This is a genomic window from Pseudoduganella sp. GW821-FHT12E03 (genome assembly GCF_058807115.1).
Window position 1 is genome coordinate 304,880 of the sequence record NZ_JBXAQJ010000008.1, and the last position, 18,634, is coordinate 323,513.

Here is an 18,634-nt window from a genome sequence, read left to right on the forward strand (position 1 = left end):
CAACAGTTTTCGGAGTACCATAATGAAACTATAACCGCACCACCTGGCACCATGACTGCATTCGGCACCACCCCACCTGTATCCCTTGAACACCTTGCCGACCGTAACGGCAAGCTGGCCGGCTTGTTGCTGGCCGCCGCTGCGCCATCGGCGCAGCCGGATGATGACCTGACCACCCTGGCCGGCGAATTCCCCTGCTTTATTCCCGATGGCCTGGACGATCCACAGGCGTGGCTGGATGCAGGCTGGAAAGTGCTGCCGGCGGAGCAATTGCAGCGTCTCGATGGCGCGTTCGACAAGAACGCGCTGGCGCCGAATGCCGCCTGGCTGGCGGGCGACTGGCCGCTGGCGCCGCCCGCCAAGGCGGTTGGTGCGCAAGCCGCCTCGCGCGCGCTGGCGCTGCAGCTGGTGCAATCGGTGTCGAACGATGCCGATACCCATGAAATCGAAGCGCTGCTGCGCCGCGATCCCACCCTGTCGTACCACTTGCTGAAAGTCGTGAATTCGCTGTCGATGGGTTCGGGCCGCAAAGTCGGCAGCTTTGCCCAGGCGATCCTGATCCTGGGCCGCCAGCAATTGCGCCGCTGGCTGAACCTGATGCTGTTCTCGGCACGCGAAGGCGACGTGCGTTCGCCGATGCTGCTGGCGCGCGTGGCGGTGCGGGCGCACGCGCTGGAAATGCTGGCGCGCGAAACCGGCATGGGCAAGCCGCAACAGGAACAGGCGTTCATGGTTGGCATGTTTTCGCTGCTGGGGGTACTGTTCGGCATGCCGCTGCCGGAAGTGCTGGCGCCATTGACCGTCAGCGATGCGGTGGAGCACGCGCTGCTGGACAAGGAGGGAGAACTGGGCGCCTTGCTGGCGCTGGTCGAAGCGGCCGAACGGCGTGATTTCGCGGCGCTGGCGGCGCAGTTGCCGGCACTGCCCTTGGCGCCCGAGGATTTCAACCGCATCATCGGCGAATCGCACAGCTGGATGCTGGGGGTGGCGACAGAAAAGGGATCGGCCCATGGTTGACAAGGCGATCGAGCGCTGCCTGGCACTAAGCCTCGCCGCCCGAACGCAACAGGGCGATGCCCTGGCGGCCACGCTTGCCGAACTCGATGCGGCGCTGGCCCAGGTGCAAGCCCAGTCCGGGCTTGCCACCGCAGTGGCGAAAGCGCCGCCCGCTTCGCCCGAAGCCATCGTGACCTTGGACCTGGCCGGGTACCTGACCTCCTGGAATGCCGCGGCGGAAACGCTGTTTGGCTACGCGGCCACGGATGTGCTGGGACAAAACATCCTGTTCCTGCATGCGGACGACGATGAAGATGACCACATCGCCGACCTGTTCATGGCCGAAGGGGACAATCCCAACAACACGGTGACGGCGGAAGTGCGCCGCCGCCGCAAGACCGGCGAGGTGATCTGGGTCAAGCTGGCCATGCAGCTGCTCAAGGATGAAGGCGGCGAGCCGGTCGGCATGCACGCCGCGATGACACAGGTGCATGAACCGCTGTCGGAAGTGGACAAGGTCAGCCTGCATGCCCGCATCATTGAAGACAGCGACCAGGGTGTGCTGATCACGGATTCCAGCGAGCGTATCGTCTCGATCAACAGCGCCTTTACCCGCATCACCGGCTATACGCCGGGCGAATCGCTGGGCCGCACGCCGGACTTGCTGCGCTCCGGGGTGCACGACGCGGATTTCCGCGCCAAGGTGCGCGCCGCCATGACGGGGGCCGGGCCATGGCGCGGCGAGATTGTCGGGCGGCGCAAGAATGGCGAACTGTTCCCCCAATCCGTGACCATCAGCGCCGTGCGCGATGACGCAGGCAACATCAGCCACACGTTTTCCCTATTTTCCGACATCAGCGTGCACAAGGATGCCGAAGCGCGCATGCAGCGCATGGCCAACTATGACACCCTGACCGGCTTGCCGAACCAGTGCCTGCTGTCCCAGCTGATGGGGCAGGCGCTGACGGAGGCGCGCCGCAGCCATGAGCACGGCGCGCTGCTGGTGGTGGAAATCGGCCGCCTGGGCGCCATCAGCGACACCCTCGGGCATGACGTCGGCAATGAATTGCTGCAAGCGGTCGGCAAGCAATTCCGCGGCGTCCTGCGCGAAGCGGACGTGCTGGCGCGGCTGGACGGCAACCGCTTCGCGATTGCGCTGCTGCACATCGAAAAACGCGAACACGCGGCCATCGTGGCGCAAAAGCTGGCTCAATCGGTCGCCGCGCCGATCGAACTGGCGCAGCACACCTTGCAGGTGCGCGTGCATACCGGGATTGCCGTCTATCCGGAAGACGGCACCGACACCTCGGACCTGATCCGCCATGCGGACGTGGCGACGTCGAAAGCGGTGCATGCCGAAGCGGAATTCCTGTTCTACAGCGAGGAAATGAACCAGCGCGCCAAGGAGCATTTGCGGATCGAAAGCGAATTGCGCCACGCGCTGGGGAACCAGGAATTGCAGCTGTATTACCAGCCCAAGGTCAGCTTGCGCAGCGGCCGCATTGTCGGCGCGGAAGCGCTGCTGCGCTGGAAACATCCGGTGCGCGGCATGGTGTCGCCCGGCGTGTTCATCCCGATCGCGGAAGAAACCGGCCTGATTCTCGAGCTGGGCAACTGGGTGCTGGAAGAAGCCTGCCGCCAGGTGCGCGCGTGGCAAGACGATAACCTGATCATGACGCCGATCGCCGTCAACCTGTCGGCGCGCCAGTTCGATGCGCGCCTGCCCGAGCGCATGGCCGACGTGATGCAGCGCCATGGCGTGCTGCCCGAGCAGTTGATGCTGGAAATTACGGAAAGCTTGCTGGTGGGCGGCGCCGACAACGTCATCAGCATCATGAATGAACTGGTGGCCATGGGCCTGGCGCTGGCGCTGGACGATTTCGGCACCGGTTATTCCAGCCTTGCGTACCTGAAGAAATTCCCGATCAGCACCTTAAAAATCGACCGTTCCTTCGTCATCGGCTTGCCGTACGAAGAAAACGATTGCGCGATTGCGCGGGCGATTGTCACGATGGCGCAGCAATTGCGGCAGGAAATCGTGGCGGAAGGGGTGGAAACCGCGGAGCAGATGAGTTTCCTGAGGGAGCTGGGTTGCGACCAGTTGCAGGGCTATTTGTTCAGTCCGCCGGTGCCGGCGGATGACTTTGCCCAAATGCTGCGGGAAGGAAAGCGGCTGGCTTTCAATTCCCGCTGACAGTCGTCACTGGCGCTTATTGCACCTTGCTGTCCGGCAGGCGGCTGGCCGTGATTGGTGCATCATATTCCGCCTTCACCATCTTGCTTGGCGTATCGAGGGTCTGCGCCTGGGCTTGGGCAGTTTCCGGCTGGGTGGCGCAGCCCGTCAGGGCGAAGCTTGCAAACGCAAGCAGGGCGAGCGTAGTTTTCATGGGTGTTTCCTTCCGCGGCGGTTTGGTCGGGACGTCCGAAGTTGTCACATTACCGGCCTTTAGTGACATGACACGATTTTAACGTGGCATTGTGGAAATATTGTCTCAAAAATGCCATCATCTTCCTAATTAAGTATCGGAAAGCACCCACATGAGTCGACCTGTCCTCGAAGAATCCCGCATCCATCCCGCCATCCGCGCGAAAATCAGCGGCAACCACGCCGATATCGTGCAGGAAGTGCAGGCGGCCATCGCCGCCAATAAAGTCGTGGTGGTGGGCATGGCCATGAACCCGTTCCCGCGCAAGGCGCGCGGCATGCTGGACCGGCAGGGCGCGCCGTACGCTTACCTGGAATATGGCAGTTACCTGAGCCAGTGGCGCCGCCGCTCGGCGCTGAAAATGTGGACCGGCTGGCCGACCTTGCCGATGGTGTTCATCAATGGCACCCTGATTGGCGGGGCGCAGGATTTGCAGCGGCTGATCGATAGCGGTGAATTCACGGCGCTGGTGGCGCCGAAGATCGGCGCGTAAGCATGGCGCCGCCGCAGCCATTGCCGGTGCGCCTGGCGCCCGGCGAGGATTTGCGCGGAGCCATCGAACGGGCCGTGGCCGACGCGGGCGCCCAGGCGGCGTTTGTCCTGCAAGGGATCGGCAGCCTGGCCGGCGCGCAATTGCGCTACGCCGGCGTGCCGCAGCCCACGGCATTGGCTGGCGACCTGGAAATCCTCACCCTGGCGGGTTCGGTCGCGCCCGATGGCGCGCATTTGCACATGGCGGTGTCCGATGCGCAGGGCAGGGTGTTTGGCGGCCACGTGGCGGCCGGCTGCACGGTGCGCACCACGGCGGAAATCCTGCTGATGCTGCTGCCGGGCCATGTGTTCAGCCGCGAACACGATCCGCGCACCGGCTATGCCGAGCTTAGTGTGCGTCCGGCAACAGGGCCTGCAACACCGTCTTGACGGGTTCGACTCCCGTCCCCGCCTTTAGAACTTTCAAGGTTTGCGGCCGTGGGTGGCGCCTACTGGCCGTTGGCATCTCTGTTGCGCCAGGCATACAACCGCAGGTACTTCCGTTATTCATACTTTAAGTCCTTGCGCATTTTTTTCTGAAAAAATGCGGCTTCGCGACAATTGGTGAGAATCCGCGCTTGTCCTACCGGGTACAGTATTTTTAGTTTCCATGTGGGAATATTGCTAATCCCGGAGTCCCCATGCTGAGTGCCCACGTCAGGCCATACCTGTCCATCTTCGCACTGCTCATTTTTCTACTGCAGTCGCTGGTGGCGGACGCCGCGACGACATACCGGCCGCCTATTGGCGGCTACCGCTTTGGCCCATCCATTTATCCGGATGCCAACCTGTTGGCCACCAAAGGTTGTATAGGATCGTGGTTCGTTCATCACTTGGACTTTACGCCCAAAGCCAACGCCAGTGGACCTGATGTGACCATTTATTGCGGGCTGAACCAGCCAGACGGCACGGTCGCCGTTAATCGCTGGGCGGGTTTTAGCTGGACGCTGGATTGCGCGGTGGGGATGATGGGCGTAGTCAATGGACAGACCCAATGCATCATTCCCGGTGTAGTGAAAGAAAAACCTTGCCAGCAGTGTCCTTCGCCAAAACTGGGCAACCCTATCAATTTGTTGAAAAAAGAAAAGTTGCAGGCGGAACACGACTATGCCTCCAGCCTGGACCTGCAATTTACCCGCCTGTACAGCAGCCTCTGGCAAACTCAGGCCATCGAAGGCATGGCGCCGGGGTGGCGTCACAACTATTCGCTGCGCATTGTCACCAACCTGGGGACGACGCCCTTCTATGTTGGTGAATACAAGCAGCAGTCGAGTGGCGATTATGCTTACCTGCCTGTCGAGCCACCAACGCCAGCAACACCTTTTGCCAAGGTGATGCGTGCTGACGGATATTCGCAGCATTTCCAGTCGAGCGATCAAGGCGTGAATTGGTCCTCCGATGCGGACGTCAATATGAAACTGGAGGCCACTCGCAACGAGCAGGGAAAAGTGATTGCGTGGAAGTTGACGACCGCCGCCAATGATGTTGAGTTGTATGGCGAAACCGGTCAATTAACCGGCATTAAATATGCGAACGGCAGATCGTTGTCCTTTGCCTACAGCGATGGCGCCACACCCCCCACGATTGCCAGCGCCCCCAATCTGCTGATTAGCGTGAACGACGACTTTGGCCGGTCGTTGCGCCTGAGCTATGACGATAAAAATCGCATCGTCACCATGACGACGCCGTCGGAAAAAGTCCACCTGTACGCCTACGATGCATCAGGCAATCTGGCCAGCGTCACTTATCCGGATGGCTTGAAGAAAATCTACCACTACAATGAGCCCGCGTATCAGTTGAAAACCGGCACGGGCAACGACGGCCTGCTGACGGGCTTGTCCTTCGAAACGAGCCCCGGCGTCATTTCCCGCTATGCGATTTTCCGCTACAACACCAGCGGCTTGCCGGTGTCGACCGAGCACGCGGGCGGCGCGGATAAAGTCACCATCAGTTATTCTCCCAGGTCGCACACCAATGCGCTGGGCGCCACGGTGAGTCCAGGCTATACGACGCTCAACGGCATGGAACTGCAGACATCCGAAAGCAAGCCAAACGGCGCCGGCGGCTTGGTTTATAGCTTTATTACCTACGATACGAATGGCAATTTCGCCACGCGCACGCACTACAACGGTAGCGTGACCACCTACAGCTATCACCTGGCGCGCAACCTGGAGGCCAGCCGCGTCGAGGGCAGCGGAACGGCGGCCGCGCGCACGATCACGACCGAATGGCACCCGGCCTTGCGCCTGCCGGCGCGGATCGCCGAGCCGCGCCGCATCACGACGTTCAGCTACGACACGAATGGCCTGTTGCTGAGTCGTTCCGTGCAGGCCACCGGCGATGCCAACGGCACGCAGGGCTTGACGGCGGCGCCAGTGGGCAGTCCCCGTGTTTGGCAATACACCTATAACAGCTACGGCCAGTTGTTGACGGCGAAAGGTCCGCGCACCGACGTCAACGACCTGACCACCTATGGCTATGACACCAGCGGCAACCTGGCCAGCGTCACCAATGCGCTGGGCCATCAAACCACCTTCACCGGCTATGACGCCGATGGCAGGGTGGGCGCCATCACCGACCCGAACGGCAAGGTGACGACGCTGACGTACACCTTGCGCGGGCAGATCGCCTCGCACAGCGTGGGCGGCGACGTCACCAGCTATACCTACGATGGCGCCAATTGCCTGACGCAAGCCGTGTTGCCGAACGGCGCCACGATCACGTACAGCTATGACGCGGCGCTGCGGCTGACCGGTATCTCGGACAACCTCGGCAACAGTATTGCCTACACCCTTGACGCCATGGGCAACCGCCTGACCGAGCAAGTCAAGGATCCGGCCGGAACCCTGGCCCGCCAGACCACGCGCGTCTTCGACACGCTGGGCCAACTGAAACAGCAGACCGGAGGTGTGCAATGAAGCGCCATATGGCACGCGCTTTCGCCGGCGCACTGATGGTTGCCGTGGTCGGCAGCGCCTGGGCGCAGACTGGACAGAACACGACCAGCAATTACCTGTATGACCCGATGGGGAACCTGACCCAGCGTACCGATCCGCTGGGGAATGTCACCAATCTCAGCTATGACCCGTTGGGACGGTTGAAGCAGCAGATCCAGCCGGTGCCGGCGGCCGGCGTGGCCCGGCCCACCACCAACCTGACTTACGACGGCATCGATCAGTTGAGCACGGTGGCCGACCCGCGCAACCTGACGACGACCTACACCAACGATGGCCTGGGTAACCAGCCCGGGCTGGCCAGTCCCGATACCGGGAGCACGGCACGCACTTTTGACCTCGCCGGCAACGTGCTGACCAGTACCGATGCGCGCGGCAAGGTGACCACTTATACCTACGACGCGCTGCACCGGGTCACCAGCATCAGTTACGGCGGCGGCACCCCGACTATCCTGGAATATGACGGCGGACCATCCGGCGCGCCCAATGCGATTGGCCGCCTGACGAAAATGACGGACGAATCCGGCCAGACCGCCTACGCGTATGACCAGGCGGGGCGGCTGCTGAGCAAAGTGCAAACCGTCACGCATGCGCAAGGGACGGTCTACCGCACGGTCAGCTATGCCTATGACAGCCATGACCGGCTTGCCAGCCTGACGTATCCAAGCGGCAACCGTGTCGACTATGGCTACGATGCGAATGGAAGAGTCAACAAGCTCACATTGCACCCGTCCGATGCGAATGGCGGCACGGATGTGGCGACGTCCATCGTGTTGCTGGATCAGATTACGTATGCGCCGTTCGGCGGCGTGCAAAGCTGGGCATGGGGTAACAGCACGGAGGCCGCGCCCAACCTGTATGCGCGGACGTTTGACCTGGATGGGCGGTTGGTCACTTACCCGTTGGGGACCGTGATGCGAACGGTCGCCTACGATGCGGCCAGCAGGATCACGGCGCTGACCCATACGGGGGCCGGCAACGCGGCCAACTACAACCAGGCCTTCACCTACGATGGCTTGGGCCGGTTGCTGACTTACACCGGCAACACCGGTACGCAAAGCTATGCCTATGACGCCACCGGGAATCGCACCCAGCTCAAAATCGGCGCCAGCACCTACAGCAACACCATCGCTTCCACCAGCAATCGCTTGGCCAGCACCAGCGGACCGGTGCCAGCCAAAAGCAACACGTTCGATGCGGCCGGCAACATCACCGGCGATGGCACGGTCATCTACACCTACGGTGAACGCGGCCGGATGAAGACCAGCACGAACGCCGGGGTGACCACCAGCTATCTGTATAACGGCATCGGCCAACGTACCAGCAAGACCGGGTCGACGACTCCGACCGGGGCCACTGGCTACGTGTATGACGAGCAGGGCCGTCTGCTTGGCGAGTACGATGCCAGTGGGGCGGTGTTGCAGGAAACGGTGTTCCTGGAGGACTTGCCGGTTGCTGTGTTGAAGCAGGCCGTCAGTGGTACACCGGCGGTGGTGACGACGTCGGTGGGTTACATTTATTCCGATCACATCAACACGCCGCGGGTGGTGACGGATGCAAGTACCAACAGCGTGGTCTGGACTTGGATCGAGGCTGATCCGTTTGGCATGGCGCAGCCGGTTGAAAACGCTGGGGGAGCGGTTTTTACGTACAACGTGCGCTTCCCCGGGCAGTTGTATGACAAGGAGACGAATCTTCACTACAACTACTATCGGGATTATGATCCGCAGGCAGGGCGGTATGTGCAGAGCGATCCGATTGGCCTGCAGGCAGGCCTCAATACCTATGCCTACGTCTATGCGAATCCCATAAGGTACGTTGATCCCAAAGGCTTGGATATTTGGATCGAAGGCCCGTCGAAAAACGAGCCTAGCTTCCATCAAAGCGTGAACGTTGGAAATCCCAACGGAAACTATAGTTCGTACAGCTTTGGGATGAATGGGCGCGGACTTGAAGGGCAGGTATATCGCGATGTCGATCTTGGTGGTCCGATTGAGGCGTACAAGAAAACATCTTCAGCACAGGATGCAGCGTTCAAGGCGGCTATGGAGCGCAATCTTGGTCAAAAGGGCACATATGGCTACGACGACATATGCCGTAGCTGGAGCCAACGCCAATACAACAATGCACCCGGGATTCAAAGCGCACCGCCGCCACGGATTGCATCTCCTCATATCGATGTGAGCCCATCAAGTTCACGTTCAACGACAGGAACTAGTAGCACAACCGGTACGAGTACATCCCGATGAGAGGCATCAGTATGTGGATTGTTAGCATCTTCGTTGTTGGATTTGCGTTCGTTGCGAACTTTATCAGCGCTCCTGAATATGGATTTGTATTTCTGGGAGTTGTCGCTTGCGATCTAATTGCCGTCTTCATGTTGATCCGAATTGTCCGACAGGGGAAGTTCTCACGGATTGGCGTAGCCGTACTTGGGTTGGTTGTCGTCTTTACACTGCTTGATGTGAGTTTAAGAAGTTTTGCGGGCATTCGGGTTCTTGACGCGATCTCCTGACACAAACAGAGGGAACCATCCACCTCGTTTCCGAGGTGGATGGGGTGGTCAAGATTAGGAGAATATTTAATGTTTTGTACTCTTCATATCCATTCGCATACACAGTCAACCTTGCCCGCTAATTTCCTCGCATCTAACAAGTGCGGCAATATTGTTTTTGTTGATTGCGAATCGCCGGCAATAAAAAATCGCAGAGATAGAGTTAGAGCGAAGCTAAATTTGGGGAGGGTGCAAATTGCACGTTATCAATGGAAATTGACATCGGATGGAATGGTTGAAAATGATGATATTCACAACCATCTACAATCGATATTCGAAAATTTTGAAAATGGCACGCCGATTTCCAAAGTGTTGGGTCCGGAGTATGCTTGCTGGGTATCGGTCTTCTGGTCAGGCAGCGGGACAGGCGGTGGGCCATTGTTGGAAACCAAAGCAATGGAAATTCTTCTGTTTCATCAGATTGATTTAGGTGTGGCTTTTTACTTGGAGGATTGAGAATTTAATATTCTGCCAATGAGGGGGAGCGTCTTTTCTTTGCTCATTTGGTAAGCGGGTTGTGTAACGTACAATTGCCGGAATTCCTGGTGGAGGAGCATCCATGGCTTGTAATCTTCATTGCAACTTGGGATTGCCCGAATCGTCATCCGGCGTGACGAAACCGAGGGCGCGCTTTTTCGGTAAGCCCCCAGCCTGCAAAAGATATGGCTAATTGCAAGGCTGAGTCGACGCTTACGAATTGCTTGTGCTCGATTATTTTTGCAAATCTATTCATCAAGCTGCCTCAAATGCATTGGCTGAGTCAGTGAGAATACGGCAGTAACTGCTCCGCAACCGTCTAGGTCAGCAGCGGCGAACTCAGTGCGCATCCGGCAGCAGCGCCAGCAAATCCGTCACCCCGATATCCACGCCGGCCTGCGTCAGCAGGGCCGATGCCTGGCCCCGGTGGTGGGTCTGGTGGTTAAAGAAGTGCATCAGCACGCCGAACAGAGGCCGCGCAAACGGCGTGCCTTTGGTGTTGGTGTAGTGCAAGGTGGAGGCCAGGCCGGTCTCCGTGACGGTATCGGCAAAGGCCGTGATGACGCCGTCGAGCCAGACGCGGTGCACGGTCATGGCCGCCAGGTCCGTGAACAGGATCGTATCGAGCCGCTCCGGCAGCGGCAGCGCACGCACGGGTTCCAGCACGGCGAAGGGCGCCGGGTGCGCGGCAAAGCGTTTGAGCCAGATGGTGTCGGCCACCACGAGGTGATTCAACGTGCCGAGGATGGAGCCAAAGAACGCGCCGCGCTCTTGCGCCAGTTCCGCCGGGGACAGCTTGCCGGCGGCCTCATAGACCTTTGCATTCATCCACGCGTTGTATTCCGCCATCTTGCGCACGTAGCCGGTGCCGTTCATTGCATCTCCCCGTCGGTAAAGAATGCCGCCATTGTAGCGGCGTCAGCGCCGCGGCGCGCGCAGCGGGTCCAGCAGCCCGCGCAGGTTGTTGTGGTCCAGTTCGTACATCAGCGCCAGCAGGCTGCCTAATTGCCCCTTGGGAAAACCTTCGCGGGCCATCCAGCCGAGGTAGTGGCCGGGCAGGTCGGCCAGCACCCGGTCTTTGTATTTGCCGTAGGGCATTTTGTAGGTCAGCAATTGCGCCAACGCTTCCGCATTCATTATTGTTGACTCCAAATCAAATATATTCTGCCTGTTGACGTATTTTTCGCAAAGACGTTCAGCCCGATACTGCCAGGCATTCAACCTGACCTGGAGTAACCATTATGCCTATTGCCTTGCTGGCGCTGACCATCAGCGCGTTTGCCATCGGGACCACCGAATTTGTCATTGTCGGCCTGCTGCCCACCATCGCCGCCGACCTGGGCGTGAACTTGCCATCCGCCGGGCTGCTGGTCAGCCTGTATGCGCTCGGTGTCGCGGTTGGCGCGCCCGTGCTGACGGCGCTGACCGGGCGCGTGCCGCGCAAGCAATTGCTGCTGGGGCTGATGGTGCTGTTCACGGCCGGTAACTTGCTGGCATGGCTGGCGCCCGGTTATGGCTCGCTGGTGGCCGCGCGCATTTTAACGGGGCTGGCGCATGGCGTGTTCTTTTCCATCGGCTCCACCATCGCCACTTCGCTGGTGCCCAAGGAAAAGGCCGCCAGTGCGATTGCCATCATGTTTACCGGGCTGACGGTGGCGCTGGTGACCGGGGTGCCGCTGGGCACATTCATCGGCCAGCACCTGGGCTGGCGCGCGACCTTCCTCGCGGTCGCCGCGCTGGGCGTGGTGGCGTTTATCGGCAGCCTGCTGTACGTGCCGTCCAACATCAAGCACAGCCAGCCGGCCTCTCTGCTGCAGCAAGTAAAAGTGCTGGGCCAGCCGCGCCTGCTGCTGGTGTATGCGATGACGGCACTCGGTTATGGCGGCTCGTTCACGGCCTTTACGTATTTGGCGCCGATCCTGCAAAAGGTGGCGGGTTTTGAAGAGAGCGCGGTCGGTGTCGTGATGCTGGTGTATGGCGTATCGGTTGCGGTCGGCAATATCTGGGGCGGCAAGCTGGCGGACCGGCGCGGCCCGATCGGCGCGCTGAAAATCATCTTCGCGGGACTGGCGGCCGTGCTGCTGGTGCTGTCGTTCACGGCGCCGCATCCGGTGCTGGTGGTGGCGACCGTGTTGCTGTGGGGGGCGGTGGCGTTTGGTAATGTCGCCGGGCTGCAAGTATACGTGGTGCAGCAGGCCGAGCATTACACGCCGCGCGCGGTCGATGTGGCGTCGGGGCTGAATATCGCCGCGTTCAACCTGGGCATTGCCGGCGGCGCCTGGGGCGGCGGGGTGATAGTCGAACAGCTGGGGCTGATCCACACGGGCTGGATCGGGGCGCTGGTGGTGGTCGGGGCGTATGCGTTGACGGCCTTCAGCGGGCGGCTTGATCAGCGCGATGGCGTGATCGCCGTCGAGCCGCGCCGGGTGGCGGGCGGGCATTGATCCCATTGTGGCGAAGCACGCATGGCGGCTTTCGCTGGCGTGAAAACCGCACTACGGAGTGAGGGCGCGGGCCGGATTTTGAATGACGGGCCGGGGTCAGTAGATCGCCTCAAGGCTGCGCGGCCCGAAATACTTTTCATACTCCTGCGCAGCCGACGTATCCATCATCCCCGCGATGTAATCGACCACCAGCCGCTCCTGGCTATCCTTCAGGCAGCGCAATTCCGGCGGCAGCAGGATGTTGCCGCGGTTGTAGTGGCGGTCGGTCAGCACTTCAAACAAGCCGCGAATGATCTTTTCGCCGCGTTTTTCATACAGTTGTACATCCTTCTTGCGCAAGATGGCTTTCCACAGCAGGCTTTTCAAGCCTTTGGCCAGCAGCAGCTTGGAACGGTAGCCGAGCTGCCCGTCGACCACCGCGATGTCGCGGCACAGTTCATAGACGATTTGCGACGTCAATTCCTTGCGCAGCACGATCGAATATTCTTCCGACGACGCGTGCTGTTCGCACTTCAGCGCTTCATTGTGGGCGAAGTCCGCGATGCACGAAAACATGGCGTAAGCGCCGCTGTATTCCGGGCTGATCTTGAATTCATGGACAATTTCGCCGACCGTGATAATGCCGAACGACAGCGCGTCTTCCACGTCATGCGCGGCGTACGCGATTTCATCGGACAAATCCATGATTTGCGCATCGATGCTTTTCGTGACGGTGACGCCATGCTTCTCCAGTTCGCCCGACAGGAACGCGTAATCGTCGTCGTACAGGAATTTCTTCGGGTTGTCCGCCCGCGTATGAAAATACTTGGTGATGCCAAACAGTGTGCGCACCGTCAGGTTCAGGCCCGGGTAGCCATAGTGGCGCTTTTCCAGGGTGCGCAAGATGCGGAACGCTTGCGCATTGCCTTCGAAGCCGCCAACGCCGGGGCACAGGCTGTCGAGGATTTTTTCGCCGTAGTGGCCGAACGGCGGGTTGCCGATGTCGTGCGCCAGTGAGCAGGTTTCCGTCACCACGCTGCGTTCCAGCCCCAGTTCGGCGGCAATCGAACGGGCGATTTGCGCCACTTCCAGGCTGTGCGTCAGACGGTTGCGGTTGAAACGGTTGGCGTCCACGCCCAGCAACTGCATCTTGCCCTGCAGGCGGCGGAACGAGGAAGCGTACAGCACGCGGGCGTAATCGCGCATGCCGTCTTCGCGGGCTTCGCTGCGGCCGTCGTGCTGGGCGTGCACACGGTATTCGAGGGGGCGGATCAGGGTTTCCTGCTGCCGCGCATAGGCAATGGTGTCGTCGGAGTACATGGCGCCATTGTAAGCGAGCGGCGGGGAGGGGCGGGTGCACCGGTGTGCGTGTCAGTGATATATTGCGGCCCAAAGTTTTTGTATCGGATTGCCATGTCTCCCGTCTTCCTGTTCGCCGCCGTGCTGGCGTATTTCGCCTTGTTGCTGGGCGTGGCCTGGCGTACCTCGCGCAACGCCACCAACGACAGTTTTTTTATCGGTAACAAGAACAGCAACTGGCTGCTGGTGGCCTTCGGCATGGTTGGCACCACCCTGTCCGGCGTAACCTTCATCAGCGTGCCCGGCGCGGTCGGGCGCGATGGTTTCACTTATCTGCAAATCATGCTGGGCTATGTGCTCGGCTATGTCACGGTGGCGTTCGTGCTGCTGCCGCTGTATTACCGCCTGAAACTCACGTCGATTTACCACTACCTCGACGTGCGGCTGGGTCGCCGTTCCTACCAGAGCGGCGCCGCCTTCTTTATCCTGTCGCGCACCCTGGGCGCCAGCGCGCGGCTGTACCTGGTGGTCAATATCCTGCAGGCGACCTTGCTGGACAGCCTCGGCGTGCCGTTCTGGGCCACGGCGCTGGTGATCTTGCTGATGATCCTGCTGTATACCTATGAAGGCGGCGTGAAAACCATCGTCTGGACCGACACCCTGCAAACCGCGGGCATGCTATCCGGGCTGGTGGCGTGCACGGTGTTCCTGCTGCAGGCGCTCGAGCTCGACGTGGCCGGCGCGCTGGCGCGGATGGACGCGCAGGGCTTGTCGCGCGTGTTCACGCTGGATGTCAACAGCCCGGCGTATTTCTGGAAGCAGGTGGTGGCCGGCATGTTCATCACGATCGCCATGACCGGCATGGACCAGGAAATGATGCAAAAAAATATCTCGGTGCGCACCCTGGGCGACGCGCAAAAGAACATGCTGCTGCTGACGGTGATCCTGACCGCCGTGCTGGCGCTATTTCTCTTCCTCGGCGGCTTGCTGTACCTGTATGCGCCGCTGGCGGGTGTCACGGCGCGCGGCGACCAGATTTTCCCGGCGGTCGTCATGGGCCACATGCCGGCGCTGTTGCAGCTGGTGTTTTTCATCGCGCTGGTGTCGGCCCTGTTTCCCAGCGCGGATGGCGCGATCACCGCGCTGACGTCGTCGTTCTGTATCGACTTGCTGGGCATTGCGCGGCGCGGTGATTTATCCGAGGCGCAGCGGGTGCGCTTGCGCCACCGCGTGCACCTGGGCTTTTGCGCCTTATTCCTGGTGCTGGTGATGGTGTTTAAATGGATCGCCAGTGCCAGCATGATCGGGGTCATCCTCAAATTAGCCGGGTATACCTATGGGCCGCTGCTGGGCCTGTTTGCGTTTGGAATATTGACGCAGCGCAAGGTCAATGACCGCTGGGTGCCGCTGGTGGCACTGGCCGGGCCCGCGCTGTGCTGGGGCATGGAACGGTGGCAGGGCGCGCTGTTCGGACCCTACCGGATCGGCCTGGAACTGTTGCTGGTCAATGGCGCGCTGGTGATGGGCGGCCTGTTCCTGATTTCCCGCCGCAGTGGCCAAGACGCGCCGTATCCGTTACAGTGTTGCCAGAAATAACATCTTCAACAAGGAGTCATGATGTCACGATCCATCTTTTCTTATGTACGCCAGGGCTTCGGCTTTGCCTGGCGCGCGCTGGATTTTGGCCGCAGGGCCATCTTCAATTTGCTGTTCCTGATCGTGCTGCTGGCGCTGGCGTGGGCCGTCATCTTTGGCGGCGTCAAGCCGCTGGCTGAGAAAACCACGCTGGTGCTGGATTTGAAAGGCGACCTGGTGGAACAATCGGCCAGTGGCGTGCGCGATGCCGTCAAGGCCAACCTGACCGGCGGCGAAGCGCGCCGCACTGTCGTGCTGCGCGACGTGATCAGCGTGCTCGATGGCGCGGCCAAGGATCCGAACGTCGGCGGCGCATTGCTGTTGCTGGACGAGATGAGCGGCGGCGGCCAGGCCAGCTTGCGCGAAGTGGCGCGCGCGGTCGAACGCTTCAAGGCTTCCGGCAAGAAGGTTGTCGCCTGGGGCAACAGCTTTGACCAGAAACAATACCTGGTGGCGGCGCACGCCAATGAAGTCTATGTGCACCCGATGGGTGGCGTGTTCCTGGAAGGCTTTGGCCGCCACCGCAATTACTACCGCGATGCGCTGGACAAGCTTGGCGTCACCGTCAACCTGGTGAAAGTCGGCACCTACAAGAGCTTTGCCGAGCCGTATATCGCCAATGGCCCGTCGCCTGCCGCGCTGGAGGCCGATGCCTACCTGTACAACGCGCTGTGGGCCAGCTACACCGATGAAGTGGAAAAATCCCGCAAACTGCCGCAAGGCCAGGTCATGAAAATCATCGATGACTTGCCGGCGCTGTTTGACAAAGCCGGCGGCAACCTCGGCAAATTTTCGCTGGAATCCAAATTTGTCGATGGCCTGAAAACCCGCGATGAAGTCCGCCAGATGATGATCGATCGTGGCGCCCGCGATGCGCAGGGCAAATCGTTCCGCCAGGTGGCGTTTGAGGAATACCTGACCCGCGTGCGTCCGAAACTCATGGGCGATGCGGTGGGCGTGGTGATGGCGGTTGGTGAAATCAGCGACGGCACGGCGCCTCCCGGCCAGATCGGCGGCATTTCCACCTCGAACCTGATCCGCGCCGCGCGTGAAGACAAGAACATCAAGGCGGTCGTGCTGCGCGTCGATTCGCCCGGCGGCAGCGCGTTCGCTTCGGAACTGATCCGGCGCGAACTGGAACTGACCCGCGCCGCCGGCAAGCCGGTGATTGTCTCGATGGGCAACGTGGCGGCCTCCGGCGGCTACTGGATTTCCATGGCGGCCGATGAAGTGATTGCCGAACCGAATACCGTCACCGGTTCGATCGGCGTGTTCTCCATCATCCCGACCGCGGAAAAAGTCATCGACAAGCTGGGCATCCATACCGGCGGCGTGACCACCACCTGGCTGGCCGGCGCGGACAACCTGCTGCGCCCGATGGACCCGCGCTTCCGCCAGGTGCTGCAATCGAGCGTCAACTACATCTATACCGACTTCACGACCCGCGCCGCGGCGGCCCGCAAGACCACGCCGGAAAAGATCGATGAAGTGGCGCAGGGCCGTGTCTGGACCGGTGTGCAAGCCAAGGAGCGTGGCCTGGTGGACCGTTTGGGCACGTATGAGGACGCGCTGAAAACCGCCGCCGCAAAAGCGAAGCTGGGTCCGGATCACCGCGTGGTCTACATCGAGCGTGAAGTGTCGAAGTTCGACAAGCTGCTGGAAATGTTTGGCGGCTCGGTGGCGCATACCGTGACGGACGCGCTGGCGCCGTATGTGAAAGCATCGGTGGCCCCGACCGGCATGCCGCTGGGCGCCGCGGCCGAAACCGTGCAGGAACTGGGCTGGCTGAACGAAGTGGCGACGCGGCGCAAACCGTTCGCGGCGGTCACGCACTGCCTGTGCGGGTCGCCCTGATCGCCATCAGCAAGTCCTTCATCCACAAGTGGGCGGAGGTCCGGCTATGCCGGACGTGCCCATACACCTTCACCGTGTAGCGGGGAATCGCAAACGGCGCGGCCATGATGTTGATGGCCGCCGCCTCCCGCAGCGCCAGCGCCGCCTGGCGCGGCATGGTCATCACCAGTTCCGATCCCCCGATCACGAACGGCGCCGCCAGCACCGATGGCAGGTGCAGCGCGACATCGCGCTGGTGCCCCATCTTTTCCAGCACCTTGTCGATATAGCCCGACGATTCATTCCACGGCGTGACCACCGCGTGGCGCGCGGCCAGGTACTGGTCCAAGGTGATGGTTTCCCGGATGGCGGCATGGCTGCGCGCGGCAATCACCACGTAGTCGTCGCCGAGCCAGTCAAAACTTTCAATCCCGGGCGCGGGGGTGATCGGATCTTCTTCATAGCCGATGCCGAAATCGATCCGGCCCGCCGCCAGTTCGTCGCTGGAGGCGCGCCCGCTTGAATACACCACCTTGCAGCGTACGCGGGGCGCGGCCTGCTGCAATCGCCGCATCAGCGGCGGCAGCACGGCAAACGCCGTGTAATCGGTGGCGGCCAGCACAAAGGTGCGTTCGCTGGTGGCGGGATCGAAACCGCGCGCTTCGCCCAAACCCCGCGTCAGCGCTTCGAGCGCGGCGGTGACCGGCGCGGCCAGCGCTTCGGCATAGGCGGTGGGCTGCATGGCGTTGCCGATGCGGACAAACAATTCATCGGCCAGCGCCTCGCGCAGACGCGACAACGCGTGGCTCAGCGCGGAAGGGCTCATGGCCAGTTCGCTGGCGGCCGCCGTGACGGAGCGGTGGCGCAGCAGCGCGTCAAACACGGGCAGCAGGTTTAAATCCAGCCGGCGCAGGATGGAATGCATAATGTTCAATTCCTCGTGAAATAAATGCACTTCATGCATTGTACTGGCTGGCGTAGCATGGCGTTTTTCCCTTGTTGAGATAGCCCATGACCCTGCATATCCGTCCCGCCACCATCGCCGATTCCGAGCTGATCCTGCGTTTCATTACCGAACTGGCGGTGTATGAAAAAGCCGGCGACCAGGTGGCCGCCACCGTGGACACCATCGGCGCCAGCCTGTTCGGCCCCGGTACGCCGGCGCGCGCACTGATTTGCGAAGCCGATGGCGTACCGGTGGGCTTTGCCGTGTACTTCTTCAATTACTCGACGTGGCAGGCGAAGAAGGGCTTGTACCTGGAGGACTTGTACGTGTCGCCGTCGAGCCGGGGGCAGGGCGCGGGCAAGGCCTTGCTGCGCCACCTGGCGGCGATTGCCGTGGAACAGGGCTGCGGGCGCTTCGAGTGGAGTGTGCTGGACTGGAACCAGCCGGCGATCGACTTTTATTTGTCGATCGGCGCGCTGCCGCAGGATGAGTGGGTACGCTACCGCATGCACGGCGCGGCGCTGCGGGATTTTGCGGCGGGGTGATGGCGGGCCACGGGA

At 61.1% G+C, this 18,634-nt stretch carries 16 protein-coding genes; 11 read left to right on the top strand and 5 right to left on the bottom strand.

Features of this window, described 5'->3' with window-relative positions; genetic code table 11:
• Window positions 1-51: 51 nt before the first annotated feature.
• Together AC1RRC_RS21565 and AC1RRC_RS21570 are read left to right on the top strand one after the other, a co-directional pair.
• Window positions 52-1,017, top strand: coding sequence for an EAL and HDOD domain-containing protein (locus AC1RRC_RS21565; protein WP_493057576.1), 966 nt, complete (start codon window positions 52-54; stop codon window positions 1,015-1,017).
• Complete coding sequence (locus AC1RRC_RS21570; protein ID WP_493057577.1) at window positions 1,010-3,190, top strand: putative bifunctional diguanylate cyclase/phosphodiesterase; 2,181 nt, start codon at window positions 1,010-1,012, stop codon at window positions 3,188-3,190. Before AC1RRC_RS21565 ends, AC1RRC_RS21570 begins: the two co-directional genes overlap by 8 nt.
• A 16-nt stretch (window positions 3,191-3,206) precedes the next feature.
• On the opposite strand, the gene AC1RRC_RS21575 is transcribed toward AC1RRC_RS21570, so the two are convergent.
• Window positions 3,207-3,383, bottom strand: coding sequence for a hypothetical protein (locus AC1RRC_RS21575; protein ID WP_493057578.1), 177 nt, complete (start codon window positions 3,381-3,383; stop codon window positions 3,207-3,209).
• Between the two features lie 151 nt (window positions 3,384-3,534).
• Between AC1RRC_RS21575 and AC1RRC_RS21580 the strand changes: the two genes are divergently transcribed.
• From AC1RRC_RS21580 to AC1RRC_RS21600, 5 genes are all read left to right on the top strand, one after another.
• A complete protein-coding gene (locus AC1RRC_RS21580; protein ID WP_493057579.1) occupies window positions 3,535-3,915 on the top strand; it encodes a glutaredoxin in 381 nt (126 codons plus the stop codon).
• 2 nt (window positions 3,916-3,917) lie between these two features.
• Window positions 3,918-4,343, top strand: a complete 426-nt coding sequence (locus AC1RRC_RS21585) for a PPC domain-containing DNA-binding protein (protein WP_493057580.1) — start codon at window positions 3,918-3,920, stop codon at window positions 4,341-4,343.
• Between the two features lie 251 nt (window positions 4,344-4,594).
• Window positions 4,595-6,871, top strand: coding sequence for a DUF6531 domain-containing protein (locus AC1RRC_RS21590; protein WP_493057581.1), 2,277 nt, complete (start codon window positions 4,595-4,597; stop codon window positions 6,869-6,871).
• Window positions 6,868-9,156 carry an RHS repeat-associated core domain-containing protein gene (locus AC1RRC_RS21595; protein WP_493057582.1) on the top strand — a complete coding sequence of 763 codons (2,289 nt, stop codon included), beginning with the start codon at window positions 6,868-6,870 and terminating at the stop codon, window positions 9,154-9,156. Before AC1RRC_RS21590 ends, AC1RRC_RS21595 begins: the two co-directional genes overlap by 4 nt.
• A 335-nt stretch (window positions 9,157-9,491) precedes the next feature.
• Window positions 9,492-9,917 carry a hypothetical protein gene (locus tag AC1RRC_RS21600; protein ID WP_493057583.1) on the top strand — a complete coding sequence of 142 codons (426 nt, stop codon included), beginning with the start codon at window positions 9,492-9,494 and terminating at the stop codon, window positions 9,915-9,917.
• 360 nt (window positions 9,918-10,277) lie between these two features.
• Here the strand turns inward: AC1RRC_RS21600 and AC1RRC_RS21605 are convergent, their stop codons facing one another.
• Window positions 10,278-10,814, bottom strand: coding sequence for a DinB family protein (locus AC1RRC_RS21605; protein WP_493057584.1), 537 nt, complete (start codon window positions 10,812-10,814; stop codon window positions 10,278-10,280).
• Window positions 10,815-10,856: 42 nt separating this feature from the next.
• Window positions 10,857-11,075 (bottom strand): DUF3820 family protein, encoded by a 219-nt coding sequence (locus tag AC1RRC_RS21610; protein WP_493057585.1) that lies wholly within the window; start codon window positions 11,073-11,075, stop codon window positions 10,857-10,859.
• 104 nt (window positions 11,076-11,179) lie between these two features.
• Between AC1RRC_RS21610 and AC1RRC_RS21615 the strand changes: the two genes are divergently transcribed.
• Entirely contained in the window at window positions 11,180-12,382 is a 1,203-nt protein-coding gene (locus tag AC1RRC_RS21615; RefSeq protein WP_493057586.1) for an MFS transporter, read from the top strand.
• Between the two features lie 96 nt (window positions 12,383-12,478).
• Here the strand turns inward: AC1RRC_RS21615 and dgt are convergent, their stop codons facing one another.
• On the bottom strand, window positions 12,479-13,681 hold the full coding sequence (gene dgt, locus AC1RRC_RS21620) for a dGTP triphosphohydrolase (protein ID WP_493057587.1): 1,203 nt from the start codon (window positions 13,679-13,681) through the stop codon (window positions 12,479-12,481).
• Window positions 13,682-13,774: 93 nt separating this feature from the next.
• On the opposite strand from dgt, the gene AC1RRC_RS21625 reads away from it, so the two are divergent.
• Both AC1RRC_RS21625 and sppA read left to right on the top strand, forming a co-directional pair.
• A complete protein-coding gene (locus tag AC1RRC_RS21625; protein WP_493057588.1) occupies window positions 13,775-15,256 on the top strand; it encodes a sodium:solute symporter in 1,482 nt (493 codons plus the stop codon).
• A gap of 21 nt (window positions 15,257-15,277) precedes the next feature.
• The gene (gene sppA / locus AC1RRC_RS21630) at window positions 15,278-17,149 is read left to right on the top strand and encodes a signal peptide peptidase SppA (RefSeq protein WP_493057693.1); all 1,872 of its coding nucleotides are present in this window, start codon (window positions 15,278-15,280) and stop codon (window positions 17,147-17,149) included.
• Here the strand turns inward: sppA and AC1RRC_RS21635 are convergent.
• Entirely contained in the window at window positions 17,121-18,092 is a 972-nt protein-coding gene (locus tag AC1RRC_RS21635) for a LysR family transcriptional regulator (RefSeq protein ID WP_493057589.1), read from the bottom strand. The two genes, sppA and AC1RRC_RS21635, sit on opposite strands and share 29 nt — an antisense overlap.
• Before the next feature lie 47 nt (window positions 18,093-18,139).
• Between AC1RRC_RS21635 and AC1RRC_RS21640 the strand changes: the two genes are divergently transcribed.
• On the top strand, window positions 18,140-18,619 hold the full coding sequence (locus AC1RRC_RS21640; protein ID WP_493057590.1) for a GNAT family N-acetyltransferase: 480 nt from the start codon (window positions 18,140-18,142) through the stop codon (window positions 18,617-18,619).
• The last annotated feature ends 15 nt before the right edge of the window (window positions 18,620-18,634 follow it).